Raw genomic sequence first — 15,839 nt, forward strand, 5'->3', positions numbered from 1 at the left:
AGTAGGGCTGTAAAAGCTGATGAAATCAGCGTAGTAGAGCCCACTCAACCACTGCGTCTTGCTCGACAATCCAAAAACAATTGAGAGGCTAGGACTTTTGTCCCAGCCTCTTTTTTGATTGGATTGTTCTTTTTTAGAAAAACTCTCATTATTCGGATTTGGATAGAAAATTCAGAAAATTTACTATTTTTCCTTGAAATATTTTCTAAAAATGGTATGATAGTAGCATGCTAATTTGATATACAAAGTACTGGAAAGGAGAGACATGGAGAAAATTACCTTAGAAACTGCAAAAACCGGTTCAGAGCTCGTTCTTGAAACCCTGCGTGATTTGGGCATTGACACGATTTTTGGTTATCCTGGTGGAGCGGTTTTGCCTTTATACGATGCCATCTATAGCTTTGAGGGTATCCAGCATATCTTGGGTCGTCATGAACAAGGATGCTTGCATGAGGCTGAAGGCTACGCTAAATCAACTGGAAAGCTGGGTGTCGCAGTCGTCACTAGTGGACCGGGGGCTACCAATGCCATTACAGGGATTGCAGATGCCATGAGCGATAGCGTTCCCCTATTAGTCTTCACTGGTCAAGTCAATCGTGCTGGGATCGGGAAAGACGCCTTTCAAGAAGCGGATATCGTGGGAATTACCATGCCCATTACCAAGTACAACTATCAAGTACGTGAGACGGCAGATATTCCGCGAATTATCACAGAAGCTGTCCATATTGCGACGACTGGACGCCCTGGTCCGGTGGTAATTGACCTTCCAAAGGATGTGTCTGCTTTAGAGACAGATTTTATCTATGAACCAAGTGTGAAGCTTCCAAGCTACCAGCCTACCATTGAACCCAATGAATTGCAGATCAAAAAGATTTTGAAGCAATTGAGTAAGGCTAAAAAACCAGTTCTTCTTGCTGGTGGTGGGGTGAGTTACGCTGGAGCTGCAAAAGAGTTGATTGCTCTAGCAGAGCGCTATCAGATTCCAGTAGTGACCAGTCTGTTAGGTCAAGGAACGATTGCGACCAGTCATCCTCTTTTCCTAGGGATGGGAGGAATGCACGGATCCTTCGCGGCCAATATTGCTATGACAGAGACGGATTTCATGATCAGTGTTGGTTGTCGATTTGATGACCGTTTGACAGGGAATCCAAAGACTTTCGCTAAAAATGCTAAGGTTGCCCATATTGACATTGATCCTGCAGAGATTGGGAAGATCATTGCTGTCGACATTCCTGTTGTTGGCGATGCAAAGAAAGCCTTGCAACAGTTGCTAGCAGAGCCAACGGTTCATAACAACACAGAAAAATGGATTGAAAAGGTGACCCAAGATAAGAACCGGGTTCGTTCATACGACAAGAAAGAACGGGTTGTGCAACCACAAGCTGTGATCGAACGCATCGGAGAGTTGACCAAGGGGGACGCTATTGTCGTCACAGACGTTGGACAACACCAAATGTGGGCAGCTCAATACTATCCTTACCAAAATGAGCGCCAATTGGTAACATCTGGTGGTCTAGGAACGATGGGATTCGGTGTTCCTGCAGCTATCGGAGCGAAAATTGCCAATCCAGATAAAGAAGTTGTTCTCTTTGTCGGAGATGGTGGTTTCCAAATGACCAACCAAGAATTGGCGATCTTAAATATTTATAAGGTTCCGATCAAGGTCGTTATGCTCAACAACCACTCGCTTGGGATGGTCCGTCAATGGCAAGAAGCCTTCTATGATGGTCGGACGTCAGAGTCAGTCTTTGATAGCCTTCCGGATTTCCAATTGATGGCGCAAGCTTACGGGATCAAGAATTATAAATTTGATAATCCTGAAACTCTGGAGAAGGATTTGGAAGTCATCACAGAAGATGTACCAATGTTCATCGAAGTAGACATTTCTCGGAAAGAGCATGTCTTGCCGATGGTACCAGCTGGTAAGAGTAATCATGAGATGTTGGGGGTGAAGTTTAATGCGTAGAATGTTAACAGCCAAACTTCAAAACCGCTCAGGTGTTCTGAACCGCTTTACTGGAGTCTTGTCGAGACGTCAAGTCAATATCGAAAGCATCTCTGTTGGCGCAACAGAAAACCCTAATGTATCGCGGATTACCATTATCATTGATGTTGCTTCGCATGATGAAGTAGAGCAAATCATCAAACAGCTCAACCGCCAAGTGGATGTGATCCGTGTCCGGGATATCACTGATAAACCACACTTGGAGCGCGAAGTGATCCTGGTGAAAGTTTCTGCACCTGCTGAGAAGCGAGCAGAAATCTTGGCCATTATTCAACCTTTCCGTGCGACCGTGGTCGATGTAGCCCCAAGCTCTATCACCGTTCAAATGACGGGAAATGCAGAAAAGAGCGAAGCCCTCATTCGTGTTATTCGACCTTATGGGATTAAAAACATCGCCCGCACCGGTGCAACCGGATTTACTCGAGATTAATTCTCACCTTAACATTGTTAACCCCGCCTTAAAAAGGCAAATAATAAAATAGAAAAGAGATTTTACTTATGGCAGTTCAAATGGAATACGAAAAAGACGTTAAAGTACCAGCACTTGATGGTAAAAAAATCGCTGTAATCGGTTATGGTTCACAAGGTCATGCTCACGCACAAAACTTGCGTGATTCAGGTCACGATGTCATCATCGGTGTGCGTCCTGGTAAATCATTCGATAAAGCAAAAGAAGATGGATTTGAAGCTTACCCAGTTGCAGAAGCAACTAAATTGGCTGATATCATCATGATCTTGGCACCAGACGAAATCCAAAAAGATATCTACAAAGATGAAATCGCTCCAAACTTGAGCGCTGGTAAAGCTCTTGGTTTTGCCCATGGTTTCAATATCCACTTTGGTTACATCAAAGCTCCTGAAGACGTAGATGTCTTCATGGTTGCACCAAAAGGACCAGGTCACTTGGTACGTCGTACTTACACTGAAGGATTTGGTGTACCAGCACTTTACGCTGTTTACCAAGATGCTACTGGTAACGCGAAAGACATCGCAATGGACTGGGCAAAAGGTGTTGGTTCAGCACGTGTTGGTCTTCTTTCAACAACCTTCAAAGAAGAAACAGAAGAAGATTTGTTTGGTGAACAAGCTGTTCTTATGGGTGGTTTGACAAGCTTGATCGAAGCTGGATTTGAAGTTTTGACAGAAGCTGGTTATGCCCCTGAATTGGCTTACTTCGAAGTCCTTCATGAAATGAAATTGATCGTTGACTTGATCTACGAAGGTGGCTTCAAGAAAATGCGTCAATCATGTTCAAATACTGCAGAATTTGGTGATTTCGTAACTGGTCCACGTGTTATCGGTCCAGAAGTAAAAGAAAACATGAAAGCTGCCCTTGCTGATATCCAATCAGGTAAATTTGCACGTGAATTCGTTGAAGACCACGATGCTGGTTTCCCACGTTTGAAAGCCTTCCGCAAACAAGCTGAAGAACTTGAAATTGAAAAAGTTGGTGCTGAATTGCGTAAAGCAATGCCATTCGTTGGTCAAAACGACGATGACGCCTTCAAAATCTACAACTAATTGTCTGTAGAAGACTAAGCAAGTTGGGACACCCTGGCTTGCTTTTTTGATCAATACACAGCAACAGAGGTATGAAATGATAACAGCAAAAGATGTGGCTAAGGCCCATAAAATATTAAGTGGAGTCGTTGTCAATACGCCCCTTGAATACGACCACTATTTATCTGAAAAATATGAGGCAAAGATTTATTTGAAAAAAGAAAACGCCCAACGTGTTCGTTCGTTCAAGATTCGTGGAGCGTATTTTGCAATTTCTCAACTCTCTAAAGAAGAGCGTGAGCGTGGGGTGGTGTGTGCTTCTGCGGGAAACCATGCGCAAGGAGTTGCTTATACTTGTAATGAAATGAAGATTCCAGCAACCATCTTCATGCCGATTACAACACCGCAACAAAAGATCGGCCAAGTCCGCTTCTTTGGTGGGGACTATGTAACGATTAAGTTGGTGGGGGATACCTTTGATGCATCAGCTAAGGCGGCCCAAGAATTTACTCTCGCAGAAAAACGGACCTTTATTGACCCGTTTGATGATCCACACGTACAGGCTGGCCAAGGAACAGTGGCCTATGAAATTCTTGAGGAAGCTCGAAAAGAATCGATTACCTTTGATGCTGTCCTTGTTCCTGTTGGTGGAGGAGGCCTCATTTCAGGTGTTTCTACCTACATCAAAGAAACAGAGCCTCGGATTGAGGTCATTGGGGTAGAGGCTGAAGGAGCGCGCTCCATGAAGGCTGCTTTTGAAGCAGGTGGTCCCGTCAAATTACCAGAAATCGATAAGTTTGCAGACGGGATTGCTGTGCAAAAGGTGGGACAATTGACTTATGAAGTGACCCGTCAACATGTGGAAACTTTGGTTGGGGTCGATGAAGGCTTGATTTCAGAGACTTTGATTGATCTTTATTCCAAACAAGGGATCGTAGCTGAACCAGCAGGAGCGGCCAGTGTAGCATCCCTTGAAATCTTGCGCGAATACATCAAGGGGAAAACCATTTGTTGTATTATCTCAGGTGGGAATAATGATATCAACCGTATGCCTGAGATGGAAGAACGGGCTTTGATCTACGATGGGGTCAAACACTACTTTATCGTCAATTTCCCACAACGTCCAGGGGCCCTTCGTGAATTTGTAAATGATATCTTAGGGCCAAATGATGATATTACACGTTTTGAATACATCAAGCGTGCTAGTAAAGGAACAGGCCCTGTCTTGATTGGGGTTACTTTAGCCAATAAGCATGACTATGCAGGTTTGGTCAATCGTATTGAGCGTTTTGATCCGTCTTTCATTAACTTGAACGGAAATGAAACTCTCTATAATATGCTGGTCTGAGTATCATGCAGAAATAATCGACTATTTAAGCAATATATTTTTAGGGAATATATTGCTTTTTTATGAAGACATATGATATGATATGCGTAAATTAAAAGGAGGAACTTTTTATGCCTGGATTTTTTATCTTTATTTTATTCTTGCTAATGGTTGCAGGATTCATTGTGATCAGCTCACTATATGTGGTCAAGCAACAATCTGTTGCCATCATCGAGCGTTTCGGACGTTATCAAAAAATTAGCGATAGTGGCATTCATATGCGAGCGCCTTTTGGTATCGATAAAATTGCAGCGCGAGTTCAATTGCGCGTCTTGCAGAGCGAGATCGTGGTTGAAACAAAAACTCAGGATAACGTATTCGTTACCATGAATGTGGCAACACAATACCGAGTGAACGAAAGCAACGTAAAGGATGCCTACTACAAACTCATGCGTCCAGAATCACAGATTAAATCATACATTGAAGATGCTCTTCGTTCTTCTGTGCCTAAGTTGACCTTGGATGAATTATTTGAGAAAAAAGATGAAATCGCTCTTGAAGTTCAAAAACAAGTGGCAGAAGAAATGTCAACTTATGGATATATTATTGTTAAAACCTTGATCACCAAAGTTGAGCCAGATGCCGAAGTGAAACAATCCATGAACGAGATCAATGCAGCGCAAAGAAAACGCGTGGCAGCTCAGGAGTTGGCAGAAGCAGACAAGATCAAGATCGTTACTGCTGCCGAAGCTGAGGCGGAAAAAGACCGTTTGCACGGGGTTGGTATTGCCGAGCAACGGAAGGCCATTGTCGATGGATTGGCAGACTCTATTAAAGAGTTAAAAGGTGCGAATGTAGACTTGACCGAAGAACAAATCATGTCAATTCTCTTAACCAACCAGTACTTGGATACCCTAAATAATTTTGCAGATAAAGAAGGGAATAATACGATTTTCCTACCAGCAAACCCTGATGGCGTTGAAAACATTCGTACACAAATATTATCAGCCCTGAAAGCAAAGTAAACTTTTTATCATTTTTTAAAAAAGGTTCGTATTTTCAGCGATTTTAGTTGACAAAATGTGCAAAAAAATTTATATTAGTATTGGAAATAATAATATAGGAGAAAGATCATGGCTAAATCGAACTTTGAAAAAGTAGAATCAGTTGTTGGATGGGTACGCGATAAGAAAATTACGGGATATCGTATCAGTAAAGAAACAAATGCCCGTGAAATGTCTATCATTGCCTTGGCTCAAGGACGTGCAAAAGTGAAGAACATCTCGTTTGAAACTGCACTCGGATTGATTGATTTTTATGACAAAAATCATCAAAAATTCGAAGATTAATTTGTTGTTCCAATTAAAAACCAGAGAGGCTTCCTCTCTGGTTTTTTTCTATGCCTTAAAAGAAGAGGAGGTACAAAAAACAGCTTGCTTCCATACTGGTAAGCAAACTGTTTCAAGAGATTAGTGTAAGAAGCGTTGAAGGAATTCCTTGGTCCGTTCTTCTTTGGGATTACTAAAGATTTCTTTTGGATCTCCCTGCTCAGCAATGACCCCCTTGTCCATGAAGATGACACGGCTAGAGACATCGCGGGCAAATTCCATTTCGTGGGTTACGACGATCATGGTCAAACCTTCTTTAGCGAGGTCCTGCATGATTTTCAAAACTTCCCCAACCATTTCAGGGTCCAGGGCGGAAGTTGGTTCATCAAAGAGGATGGCATCAGGATCCATGGAAAGGGCACGCGCGATAGCAACCCGTTGTTTTTGGCCTCCTGAAAGTTGTTTCGGACGGGCAGCCCAATATTGAGATCCCATACCGACTTTTTCAAGGTTTTCTTTGGCAACTTTTTCTGCGGTTTCACGATCACGCTTGAGGACAGTTGTTTGTGCAACGATCGTATTTTCCAAGACATTTAAATTTTCAAAAAGATTAAAGCTTTGGAAAACCATTCCCAATTTCTCGCGGTAGTGGGTAAGATCATATTCAGGGTCAAGAACATTTTGCCCACGATAGAGAATCTCTCCAGCAGTAGGAGTCTCTAGAAGATTGATGGAGCGAAGAAAGGTTGATTTTCCGCTACCTGAGCTCCCGATGATGGAGATCACCTCTCCTTTTTCAACCGTAAGGGAAATATCTTTCAAGACTTCATTTTGACCATAAGATTTTTTTAAATGTTGAATTTCAAGAATTTTTTCTGACATTATTTCACCTCATTGACTTGCATTTGATTGGCACCTGTAGTATAAGTATCAGAATCTAAGCGACGTTCGATGTAGCGAAGGATTCGTGTGATAGTAAAGGTGAGAACGAAGTAAATCACAGCGATGATCGTAAAGGTTGGGAAGTATTGGTAGTTTTGAGTTGCGACCGTATTTCCTGTAAAGTACAGTTCAACTACAGAGATAACATTTAAAACAGATGTATCCTTGATGTTAATAACAAATTCATTCCCTGTTGCTGGCAAGATATTGCGAACAACCTGTGGAAGGACGACCTTGCGCATGGTTTGTCCATGGGTCATTCCTAGAGCAGTCGCTGCTTCAAACTGACCTGGATCCACTGCTAAGATCCCACCACGAACAATCTCACTCATATAAGCTCCGGTATTGATGGATACGATAAAGATGGCGGCCCAGGTACGATCCAAGGAAATGTTGAAGGCTTGGGCGGAACCGTAGAAAATGACCATGGATTGAACGATCATCGGAGTTCCACGGAAGATTTCAATGTAGACATTGAGGAACCACCCAAAGGCAGTTTGGCATCCAGCAAGAAATTTATTTTTAGCCTTTGGAGCTGTCCGGAAGACACCGATTAACAAACCGATAATCAACCCAGCAATGGTCCCTGTCATGGAGATTAAGAGGGTCATACCAGTTCCCCGTAGGAACTGTGGACCATTATCCTTTAAAATCTTCATCATTTGGCTAAAGAATGTCTGCTTATCATCACTAGCATCACTGGAAGCTGGTTGCTTCTTAATCATATCATCCATGAGTTTGACTTGGTCTTCAGACGAAATCTTAGCTAGTGCGGCATTGACTTGATCAATTCTAGTGTCACCCTTCTTCATCCCGATAGCGATAGTCGCATCTTCTTCCCCAACTTCAAATCCTTTTTTGAATTGAATCATCTTAAATTTAGAATTAGCGGACTCGGCGGTTAGGGCTTCGGGACGTTCAGAAACATAGGCATCAATAACACCCGATTCTAAAGCTTGACGCATCTGGGCAAAATCACCCATTGCAGTTTCTTGTTTCGCACCCTTGAGTTGGGAAATGAGAGAATAGAGGTAGACCCCTTGTTGAGAGGTGACCTTTGCATCCTTAAAGTCATCTAAGGTAGTAGCATTTGCATAGTTTCCATCTTTACGAACGAGCATGACCGGTTCACTGGTATAGTAGCTCTTGGAGAAGGCGACCTCTTTTTTACGTTCAGCGGTTGGACTCATCCCAGCGATAATCATATCGATTTTACCAGAAGTGAGGGCTGGAATTAAACCGTTCCAAGATGTTTTTACGATCAGAGGTTTTTTACCTAACTCCTCAGCAACTTTTTTGGCGATTTGGACATCGTACCCATTGGCATATTGATTGGTACCGTCAATTTTAACAGCTCCATTTGCATCATCTTCTTGGGTCCAGTTGAAAGGAGCGTAGGCTGCTTCCATTCCGATTCGTAAATAGTCATCTGCATGAGCAACCTGTGTGATCCCCAGGCAAATGAAAAGCCCTGTTAAGAGCGCGAATAATGTTTTTTTCATTTTTTCTCCTCTTCCTTATTTTAACTTCTCCTATTGTACAGTAAAATAGGCGGCATTTCAAACATGGTCCTCTTTTTATTTAAAAAATGCTATAATAATACAAAGGAGCGTGATCAAATGAAAAAGTATTTGTATGTTTTTTTCGCCTTTCTGGCCTGCCTTTTTGTCAGTCAGAATGTCCATGCATCTAGCCCATCTTATGATGTACTTTACTATGGTGGAACTTTGACCTTGGACACCTGGGACGACGCCACCTATGAGGAAGAACTGGTTTATTATTTCAAAGATTCTTATAGAGGGCAGTATGTTAGCCTAGGAACTGCGGGCAACATGCCACAAGGGTTTGCAATTGAGATACCGCCAAAGGTTGAGGTGGAAGGTCGTGATCTTCAAAGAGAACCCGAGATTACGAATCTAGGTGATGGCTACCGAGTGAAAATTTATAACAGTGGTGTAGCGACAGATACTGTCAAAATTAAAGTTACATGGAAATTAAAAAATCTCCTCTATTCACACAAGGATATCTTGGAGTTGAACTGGAAACCGATCACAGATGGCGATCAGAAGGTGGATGAAGTTCAGTTTCGTGTCATCCCTAAGTTTGCACCAGCTAATGCCCAATCGGAACTGTATATCCATACAGCCTTTATGGGACCGGATGTGACTGTAAAGAAAGAAGATGGAATCTATTCTGCCACTTTCTATAACCTAGGCAAAGGAAAGGCTGTGGAGTTGTATGGTTACTGGTTGAAGTCAGATCTAACTACTTTGTATGATTCTGGTCGAAATACAGGATTAACCAAATTGGATGAATTTCACAAGAACCAAGCTAAAATTGAACAGGAAAAATACTGGACACGCATGTTTTGGAACTGGATCTTGCCAGCCTTCATTATTGCACTCTGGCTTCTTTCTCTCTTGGGTCGCAATCGGTTCAAAAAAATGATTTGGCCTGGTGTGACCTATCCGACTGATACTCGTCTTTACGAGATTCCACAGGATATTGCACCTCTTGTTATGAGCTCGGTTGTTTATTCAGCCGAATTAGACGAGGCCTCCCCGACCAATAAAGAGAAGGCAACTCCTCCAGTATTCACATTTGAAAAAATGCTTCAAGCTACTTTGCTGGATTTGATGGATCGTGGAGTGATTGTCTACGAGCAACAAGGAAATGAAGTCGTTTTGACGAGAAAGTCTCATGGACATGTGGATGATTTTGAACGCTCCTTTATGAATATGGCTTTTGGGGATCAAGTTTCCTGTCCTGTTAACCGTCTCTTTGAGAATTATAAATTTAGTGATGATGTATACAAACATGCCAAAAAAGCAGATCAAGATGCCATTCGTTCACTAGGAAGTTGGGCTCAGGGCCGCTTTGATACGGCTGTCAACCAAGTGGCCCGAGATGTTCATCGCAAGGTGGAAGATCTCCATTTGCCAAGCTACTATCGCCCTTTAGAAGCAAAAGAAGAAGCGCAAGCTAGACGAAGTCTCTTCTTTGGTTGGGCTGCTTGGTTTATCGCTCTTGGAGCAGAAATCTTTGCCATCTTTGGGATGGGTTGGTTCTCTGTTCCTTGTTTGATAGGGATCCTCATACTTTGGTTTATGCCAGTGCGCTTCAATGGTGTCTTTAAAGCCTGCCTACGAGATGGAGTTGTCAATCTTGCGGGTGCTGAGCAACGCTATTACTGGGATAGTTTTGGTCGGATGTTGAAAGAGATTGCCCACCTCAATGATGCAGAGTTGCAGTCTCTGGTCCTATGGAATCGCTTATTGGTCTATGCGGCCTTGTATGGTGTAGCTGATCAGGTCACAAAGGTCATGAAGCTTCGGAATATTCATTTAGAAAATCAAGCCTTAAACGCCTTCGTTTATACTCCGTTCTATCATGATGTGACCCACTCAAGTCATGCCATGTCTACTTATGGATCGACAGCATCGACAGCTAGTCATTTCACAGTTTCCTCTGGTAGTGGAGGAGGTTTCTCTGGCGGAGGAGGCGGAGGAGGCTTTGGTGCCTTCTAAGCAGCACTAAGAATGGTCTTGGTCGCTCTTTCCCTTCTAGTTTAGAAGGTCTGGTCCAGTCCATAGATTTATGATATAATAGAGCAAATGTAAGTTTAGGAGAAAAAGATGTTTCTGATCGAATTAATCAAGGCGGTTCTTTTTGGGATTGTCGAGGGGATTACAGAATGGTTACCGATCTCAAGTACAGGTCACTTGATTCTGTTACAGGATTTTGTGCAGTTTAAAAATCAAGATCCAGCCTTTATGGAGATGTTCAATGTCGTGATCCAATTGGGTGCGATCCTAGCGGTTGTGGTGATTTATTTCGATAAATTGTATCCCTTCAAACCGGGGAAATCTCCACTAGAAGTACGTCGAACCTGGCAATTATGGGCAAAAGTTGCGGTTGCAACGCTCCCGCTTGTCTTTGTTTTTAAATTGGATGATTGGTTTGAGGCGCATTTCCACAATTCGATTTCCGTTGCGATTATGTTGATCACCTACGGGATTGCCTTTATCTATCTGGAAAGACGAGAACAGGTTGAGCCAGCAGTAACGGAATTGCATAAGCTCCCTTATCGAACAGCTCTTTATATCGGACTCTTCCAAGTTTTATCGCTATTTCCAGGAACAAGCCGTTCAGGTGCTACGATTGTAGGCGGCTTGATCAATGGTGTTAGTCGTCCAGTGGTGACAGAATTTACCTTTTATTTAGGGATCCCAGCCATGTTTGGCGCTAGCCTCTTAAAGGTTGGAAAATTCGCTCTTGGCGGACATTCACTAGCACTGGGGCAACTCTTTATTCTACTGGTAGCGATGGGAGTGGCCTTTGTGGTCAGCATGTACGCTATCCGCTTCTTGACAGATTATGTGAAAAATCATGATTTCACCGTCTTTGGGAAATACCGGATTGTTCTTGGTTCCATCTTGCTATTGTATGGACTCTTCCGTGTTATTTTCTAAGAGAACGGTTGAACTTGATCAAATTATTTTTCGAGGTTGGAGACTTTTGTCCCGACCTCTTTTCTATGCATCCTTTTTTTGAATTCTATCCAATTTTTTAGTATAATAGTAAGACTAGAAGTATGAGGTTATGCTATGAAGATGAAGCAAATTAGTGATTCAACAATTAAGATCACAATCCAACTAGAAGACTTAGAAGAACGTGGGATGGAAATTGCTGATTTCCTTGTCCCACAAGAAAAAACAGAAGAATTTTTCTACACTATTTTGGATGAGCTCGAAATGCCTGAAAGCTTCCTGGATAGCGGGATGCTGAGTTTCCGTGTGACACCAAAACCAGATAAATTGGATGTTTTTGTTACCAAATCAAAAATTGACCAACAATTGGATTTTGAGGATTTGTCAGATCTTCCTGATATGGAAGAGTTGTCGCGCATGACGCCAGATGAATTTATCAAAACCTTGGAAAAAACAATCTCTGATAAGACAAAAGGGGATGCAGAAGCCATTCACCATTTGGAACAAGAAGAGTTGCGGGACAATCAAGAACAAGATTCGACATCTGAAGCACCAGTAAGTCAGTATATTTATTACATTTTGCGTTTTTCAAATATCCAGCAAGCAGTTACCTTTTCAAAAACGGTAAGCTTTCCAGTGGATACCTCTGAATTATACAAAATGGGATCCGATTATTATTTAACCGTCTTGATCGATACAGAGGATCAACCAAATCAATATCCAACCTGGTTACTTGCTATCATTCGGGAGTATGCGGATGATTCAGAAGTGACACGGGCAGTTCTGCAGGAACATGGTCATTTATTAATGGTGTCTGGTGCGATTGAGAATTTGAAGAAAGTTGCTAGCTTATGATGTCCTTTTCCTTGCAATTTGTTCTGGTGCTGATTGGAACTTTTATGATTGCCTTGGTATTGACGCCCTTGGTTCGCCTATTCTCCTTTAAGATTGATGCCGTAGATTATCCGAATGCGCGTCGGATCAATACCAAGCCTATGCCAAGCGCGGGTGGACTGTCTATCGTGATTGCTTTTTCAATTGCGACTCTTGTGTTTATTCCTATGCTGACATCCACCACCGCACCAATCAAAAGTTACCTATCCTATACCTTGCCGGTCGTGGGCGCAGGATGGATTATCGCGCTCACAGGATTGATCGATGATGTAAAAGAGTTGTCTGCCAAGAAAAAGATGATCGGCATCCTGCTGGCAGCGAGTCTGGTCTGGTTTTTGACAGATTTTCGGCTGAATGATTTTAAGATTCCATTCGGTGGTCCCTTACTTCATTTTGAACCATGGCTATCGTATCTTTTGACGGTGATTTGGATTGTTTCTATTACCAATGCGGTCAATCTGATTGATGGATTAGATGGATTGGTGAGTGGGGTCTCTATTATTTCCCTAGTGACAATGGGGATTGTGTCCTATTTCTTTCTTCCAGTACCCAATCTCTTTCTGACCATGACGATCTTTGTCTTGGTTGCGTCCATCGCAGGTTTCTTTCCCTTTAACTACCATCCGGCCATTCTCTATCTGGGAGACACTGGTGCCTTGTTTATCGGATTCATGATTTCTGTCTTATCCTTGCAAGGTTTGAAAAATGCGACAGCTGTTGCAGTAGTTACCCCAATGATTATCCTCGGAGTGCCGATTACAGATACCTTTTTAGCCATTATCCGTCGGACTCTTTCTGGTCAAAAATTTTATAAACCGGATCGCAATCACTTGCACCACCGACTTCTTTCTCTGGGCTTGACACATCGGGGAACTGTACTTGTGATCTATGGAATTTCGATGATCTTCTCCTTGATTTCTCTCTTGCTCAACATCTCGAGTCGCATTGGGGGTGTCCTACTTGTGATCGGGCTCTTGTTTGGAGTAGAGCTGTTAGCAGAATTGATCGGGGTTCTGGGGCCACATCACAGTCCTTTGTTAAATGTTCTGCGCTATATAGGGAATTCTTCCTACCGGGAGGAAGTTCGTCAAAAACGAAAAGAAAAAACTAAATAAGAATAGTTCTAATCAAAAGAAAAGCCATTTAGGCTTTTTTTTGATATACTTGAAAGGTAAAAAAATACTTTGTGATGAAGGAATCTTTGCTTTGAGAACCTTCCATACTTCAAAGTAAAAAGAAAGGGAATGCAATGTCGACATTAGAAATCAAAGACCTTCACGTTGAAATTGAAGGCAAAGAAATTTTAAAAGGTGTGAACCTAACCCTCAAAACTGGTGAGATCGCAGCCATCATGGGACCAAATGGAACAGGGAAATCTACTTTGTCAGCTGCCATTATGGGAAACCCAAATTATGAAGTGACCAAAGGGGAGATTCTGTTTGATGGTGTCAACATCTTGGAATTGGAAGTAGACGAACGTGCACGGATGGGCTTGTTCCTTGCTATGCAGTACCCTTCAGAAATCCCAGGGATTACGAATGCAGAATTTTTACGTGCAGCCATGAATGCTGGTAAAGAAGAGGACGAGAAGATCTCTATTCGTGATTTCATCAAAAAATTGGATGAAAAGATGGAATTGCTCAACATGAAAGAAGAAATGGCAGAACGCTATTTGAACGAAGGATTCTCTGGTGGTGAGAAAAAACGCAATGAAATCCTTCAATTGTTGATGTTGGAACCAACATTTGCCCTTTTGGATGAAATTGACTCTGGTTTGGATATCGATGCTCTTAAGGTCGTATCTAAAGGGGTTAATGCAATGCGGGGTGAAGGTTTTGGAGCTATGATCATCACCCACTACCAACGTTTGTTGAACTATATTACTCCAGATGTCGTCCATGTCATGATGGAAGGCCGTGTCGTGCTTTCAGGTGGACCGGAATTGGCTGCACGCTTGGAACGTGAAGGCTATGCACAACTTGCAGAAGAACTCGGTTACGACTATAAAGAAGAACTATAACCTGATGACAAGTGATCTAATGTTGTCATAAAATCAAACAGATAGTATCTTTATTAGGAGAAAAAAATGAGTATTGAAAATATTACCCTCTTTTCGGAACTGCATGCTGAGCCAAGCTGGCTGCAAGATTTACGAAAAAAAGCTTTTGACAAGATCGATCAGTTGGAATTGCCAGCCATTGAGCGTGTCAAATTCCACCGCTGGAATCTTGGAGATGGGACGATCACAGAAAGCGAGGCTTCTGCCAATGTTCCCGATTTTACAGCCCTCGATTCAAACTTAAAATTGGTCCAAGTTGGAACTCAAACTGTATTTGAACAGGTGCCACAAGCCTTGGCAGACCAAGGAGTTCTTTTTACAGATTTCCATACTGCCCTAGAAGAAATTCCTCAGGTAGTGAAAGACTACTTTATGTCTTCGGTTAAATACGACGATGATAAACTAGCAGCATACCACACGGCTTATTTTAATAGTGGGGCTGTGCTATATGTTCCAGATAACGTCGAAATTTCAGAACCCATCGAAGGTATTTTCTACCAGGATAGCGACAGTGATGTACCTTTTAATAAGCACATTTTGATTATCGCAGGCAAAAACAGCAAGTTTAGCTATTTGGAACGCCTAGAATCAAAAGGTGAAGGCTCAGCAACAGCAACTGCGAATGTGACGGTTGAGGTGATCGCCCGCTCAGGTGCCCAAGTGAAATTTGCGGCGATTGACCGTCTGGGTGAAAATGTCACAGCCTACATCAGTCGACGTGGGAAACTAGGTCAGGATGCCAGCATTGATTGGGCTATCGGTGTTATGAACGAAGGTAACGTGGTTGCAGACTTTGACAGTGACTTGGTTGGAAACGGAAGTCATGCAGATTTGAAAGTCGTTGCTTTATCAAGCGGTCGTCAGGTTCAAGGAATTGACACCCGCGTGACCAACTTTGGTTGCAACTCGATCGGAAATATCTTGCAACACGGGGTTATTCTTGAAAAAGGAACCTTGACCTTCAACGGAATTGGTCATATTATCAAGGGGGCAAAAGGAGCAGATGCTCAGCAAGAAAGCCGTGTCTTGATGTTATCGGATCAAGCTCGTTCAGATGCCAACCCAATCCTCTTGATTGATGAAAATGATGTCACAGCTGGCCATGCTGCATCGATCGGTCAAGTGGACCCAGAAGATATGTATTACCTCATGAGTCGTGGTCTGGATCAACACACAGCAGAACGCTTAGTGGTGCGTGGTTTCTTGGGATCTGTGATTGTTGAAATCCCAGTTAAAGAAGTACGTGATGAAATGATTGCCACCATTGAAGAAAAGTTATCTCAACGCTAAGGAG

General features: G+C 42.5%; 14 protein-coding genes. 12 read left to right on the forward strand and 2 right to left on the reverse strand.

The features are described 5' to 3' along the window. Window positions 1–265: 265 nt before the first annotated feature. From I2E70_RS09660 to I2E70_RS09685, 6 genes are all read left to right on the forward strand, one after another. Window positions 266–1,966, forward strand: a complete 1,701-nt coding sequence (locus I2E70_RS09660; RefSeq protein ID WP_003004603.1) for an acetolactate synthase large subunit — start codon at window positions 266–268, stop codon at window positions 1,964–1,966. Continuing rightward, window positions 1,959–2,435, forward strand: a complete 477-nt coding sequence (gene ilvN, locus I2E70_RS09665) for an acetolactate synthase small subunit (RefSeq protein WP_003010242.1) — start codon at window positions 1,959–1,961, stop codon at window positions 2,433–2,435. The genes I2E70_RS09660 and ilvN overlap by 8 nt, the downstream gene beginning before the upstream one ends. Before the next feature lie 68 nt (window positions 2,436–2,503). Continuing rightward, window positions 2,504–3,526, forward strand: coding sequence for a ketol-acid reductoisomerase (gene ilvC / locus I2E70_RS09670; protein ID WP_003004157.1), 1,023 nt, complete (start codon window positions 2,504–2,506; stop codon window positions 3,524–3,526). A 76-nt stretch (window positions 3,527–3,602) separates the two neighbouring features. Then, a complete protein-coding gene (gene ilvA, locus I2E70_RS09675; protein ID WP_195424581.1) occupies window positions 3,603–4,853 on the forward strand; it encodes a threonine ammonia-lyase IlvA in 1,251 nt (416 codons plus the stop codon). Window positions 4,854–4,963: 110 nt separating this feature from the next. Next, complete coding sequence (locus I2E70_RS09680) at window positions 4,964–5,857, forward strand: SPFH domain-containing protein (RefSeq protein WP_003010253.1); 894 nt, start codon at window positions 4,964–4,966, stop codon at window positions 5,855–5,857. A 108-nt stretch (window positions 5,858–5,965) separates the two neighbouring features. Then, complete coding sequence (locus tag I2E70_RS09685; protein ID WP_003004771.1) at window positions 5,966–6,181, forward strand: hypothetical protein; 216 nt, start codon at window positions 5,966–5,968, stop codon at window positions 6,179–6,181. Window positions 6,182–6,301: 120 nt separating this feature from the next. Here I2E70_RS09685 and I2E70_RS09690 read toward each other — a convergent pair whose 3' ends face one another. Beyond that, window positions 6,302–7,042 carry an amino acid ABC transporter ATP-binding protein gene (locus tag I2E70_RS09690; protein WP_049498720.1) on the reverse strand — a complete coding sequence of 247 codons (741 nt, stop codon included), beginning with the start codon at window positions 7,040–7,042 and terminating at the stop codon, window positions 6,302–6,304. Continuing rightward, window positions 7,042–8,604 carry an ABC transporter substrate-binding protein/permease gene (locus tag I2E70_RS09695; RefSeq protein WP_195424583.1) on the reverse strand — a complete coding sequence of 521 codons (1,563 nt, stop codon included), beginning with the start codon at window positions 8,602–8,604 and terminating at the stop codon, window positions 7,042–7,044. The genes I2E70_RS09690 and I2E70_RS09695 overlap by 1 nt, the downstream gene beginning before the upstream one ends. 117 nt (window positions 8,605–8,721) lie before the next feature. On the opposite strand from I2E70_RS09695, the gene I2E70_RS09700 reads away from it, so the two are divergent. The 6 genes from I2E70_RS09700 (at window position 8,722) to sufD (ending at window position 15,835) form a co-directional block, all read left to right on the forward strand. Further along, window positions 8,722–10,629, forward strand: a complete 1,908-nt coding sequence (locus tag I2E70_RS09700; protein ID WP_023919311.1) for a DUF2207 domain-containing protein — start codon at window positions 8,722–8,724, stop codon at window positions 10,627–10,629. A 108-nt stretch (window positions 10,630–10,737) separates the two neighbouring features. Continuing rightward, on the forward strand, window positions 10,738–11,574 hold the full coding sequence (locus I2E70_RS09705) for an undecaprenyl-diphosphate phosphatase (RefSeq protein WP_013904699.1): 837 nt from the start codon (window positions 10,738–10,740) through the stop codon (window positions 11,572–11,574). 135 nt (window positions 11,575–11,709) lie between these two features. Continuing rightward, a complete protein-coding gene (mecA, locus tag I2E70_RS09710) occupies window positions 11,710–12,447 on the forward strand; it encodes an adaptor protein MecA (protein WP_195424585.1) in 738 nt (245 codons plus the stop codon). Then, complete coding sequence (locus tag I2E70_RS09715; protein WP_049475088.1) at window positions 12,444–13,601, forward strand: glycosyltransferase family 4 protein; 1,158 nt, start codon at window positions 12,444–12,446, stop codon at window positions 13,599–13,601. The genes mecA and I2E70_RS09715 overlap by 4 nt, the downstream gene beginning before the upstream one ends. Window positions 13,602–13,735: 134 nt before the next feature. Continuing rightward, window positions 13,736–14,506: a Fe-S cluster assembly ATPase SufC gene (gene sufC / locus I2E70_RS09720; protein ID WP_003004238.1), complete on the forward strand. Its 771-nt coding sequence runs from the start codon at window positions 13,736–13,738 to the stop codon at window positions 14,504–14,506. A gap of 66 nt (window positions 14,507–14,572) precedes the next feature. After that, a complete protein-coding gene (gene sufD / locus I2E70_RS09725; RefSeq protein WP_195424587.1) occupies window positions 14,573–15,835 on the forward strand; it encodes a Fe-S cluster assembly protein SufD in 1,263 nt (420 codons plus the stop codon). Window positions 15,836–15,839: the final 4 nt, after the last annotated feature.

The sequence above is a fragment of the Streptococcus parasanguinis genome, from assembly GCF_015556095.1.
GTDB lineage: Bacteria > Bacillota > Bacilli > Lactobacillales > Streptococcaceae > Streptococcus > Streptococcus parasanguinis_Q.

What these genes read in the sequence shown, in the direction of transcription:
- I2E70_RS09690 (WP_049498720.1), bottom strand. Translation starts at nt 7,042, where the DNA reads ATGTCAGAAAAAATTCTTGAAATTCAACATTTAAAAAAATCTTATGGT.
- I2E70_RS09700 (WP_023919311.1), top strand. Translation starts at nt 8,722, where the DNA reads ATGAAAAAGTATTTGTATGTTTTTTTCGCCTTTCTGGCCTGCCTTTTT.
- I2E70_RS09695 (WP_195424583.1), bottom strand. Translation starts at nt 8,604, where the DNA reads ATGAAAAAAACATTATTCGCGCTCTTAACAGGGCTTTTCATTTGCCTG.
- ilvC (WP_003004157.1), top strand. Translation starts at nt 2,504, where the DNA reads ATGGCAGTTCAAATGGAATACGAAAAAGACGTTAAAGTACCAGCACTT.
- ilvN (WP_003010242.1), top strand. Translation starts at nt 1,959, where the DNA reads ATGCGTAGAATGTTAACAGCCAAACTTCAAAACCGCTCAGGTGTTCTG.
- I2E70_RS09685 (WP_003004771.1), top strand. Translation starts at nt 5,966, where the DNA reads ATGGCTAAATCGAACTTTGAAAAAGTAGAATCAGTTGTTGGATGGGTA.
- ilvA (WP_195424581.1), top strand. Translation starts at nt 3,603, where the DNA reads ATGATAACAGCAAAAGATGTGGCTAAGGCCCATAAAATATTAAGTGGA.
- I2E70_RS09660 (WP_003004603.1), top strand. Translation starts at nt 266, where the DNA reads ATGGAGAAAATTACCTTAGAAACTGCAAAAACCGGTTCAGAGCTCGTT.
- I2E70_RS09680 (WP_003010253.1), top strand. Translation starts at nt 4,964, where the DNA reads ATGCCTGGATTTTTTATCTTTATTTTATTCTTGCTAATGGTTGCAGGA.
- I2E70_RS09715 (WP_049475088.1), top strand. Translation starts at nt 12,444, where the DNA reads ATGATGTCCTTTTCCTTGCAATTTGTTCTGGTGCTGATTGGAACTTTT.
- I2E70_RS09705 (WP_013904699.1), top strand. Translation starts at nt 10,738, where the DNA reads ATGTTTCTGATCGAATTAATCAAGGCGGTTCTTTTTGGGATTGTCGAG.
- sufD (WP_195424587.1), top strand. Translation starts at nt 14,573, where the DNA reads ATGAGTATTGAAAATATTACCCTCTTTTCGGAACTGCATGCTGAGCCA.
- sufC (WP_003004238.1), top strand. Translation starts at nt 13,736, where the DNA reads ATGTCGACATTAGAAATCAAAGACCTTCACGTTGAAATTGAAGGCAAA.
- mecA (WP_195424585.1), top strand. Translation starts at nt 11,710, where the DNA reads ATGAAGATGAAGCAAATTAGTGATTCAACAATTAAGATCACAATCCAA.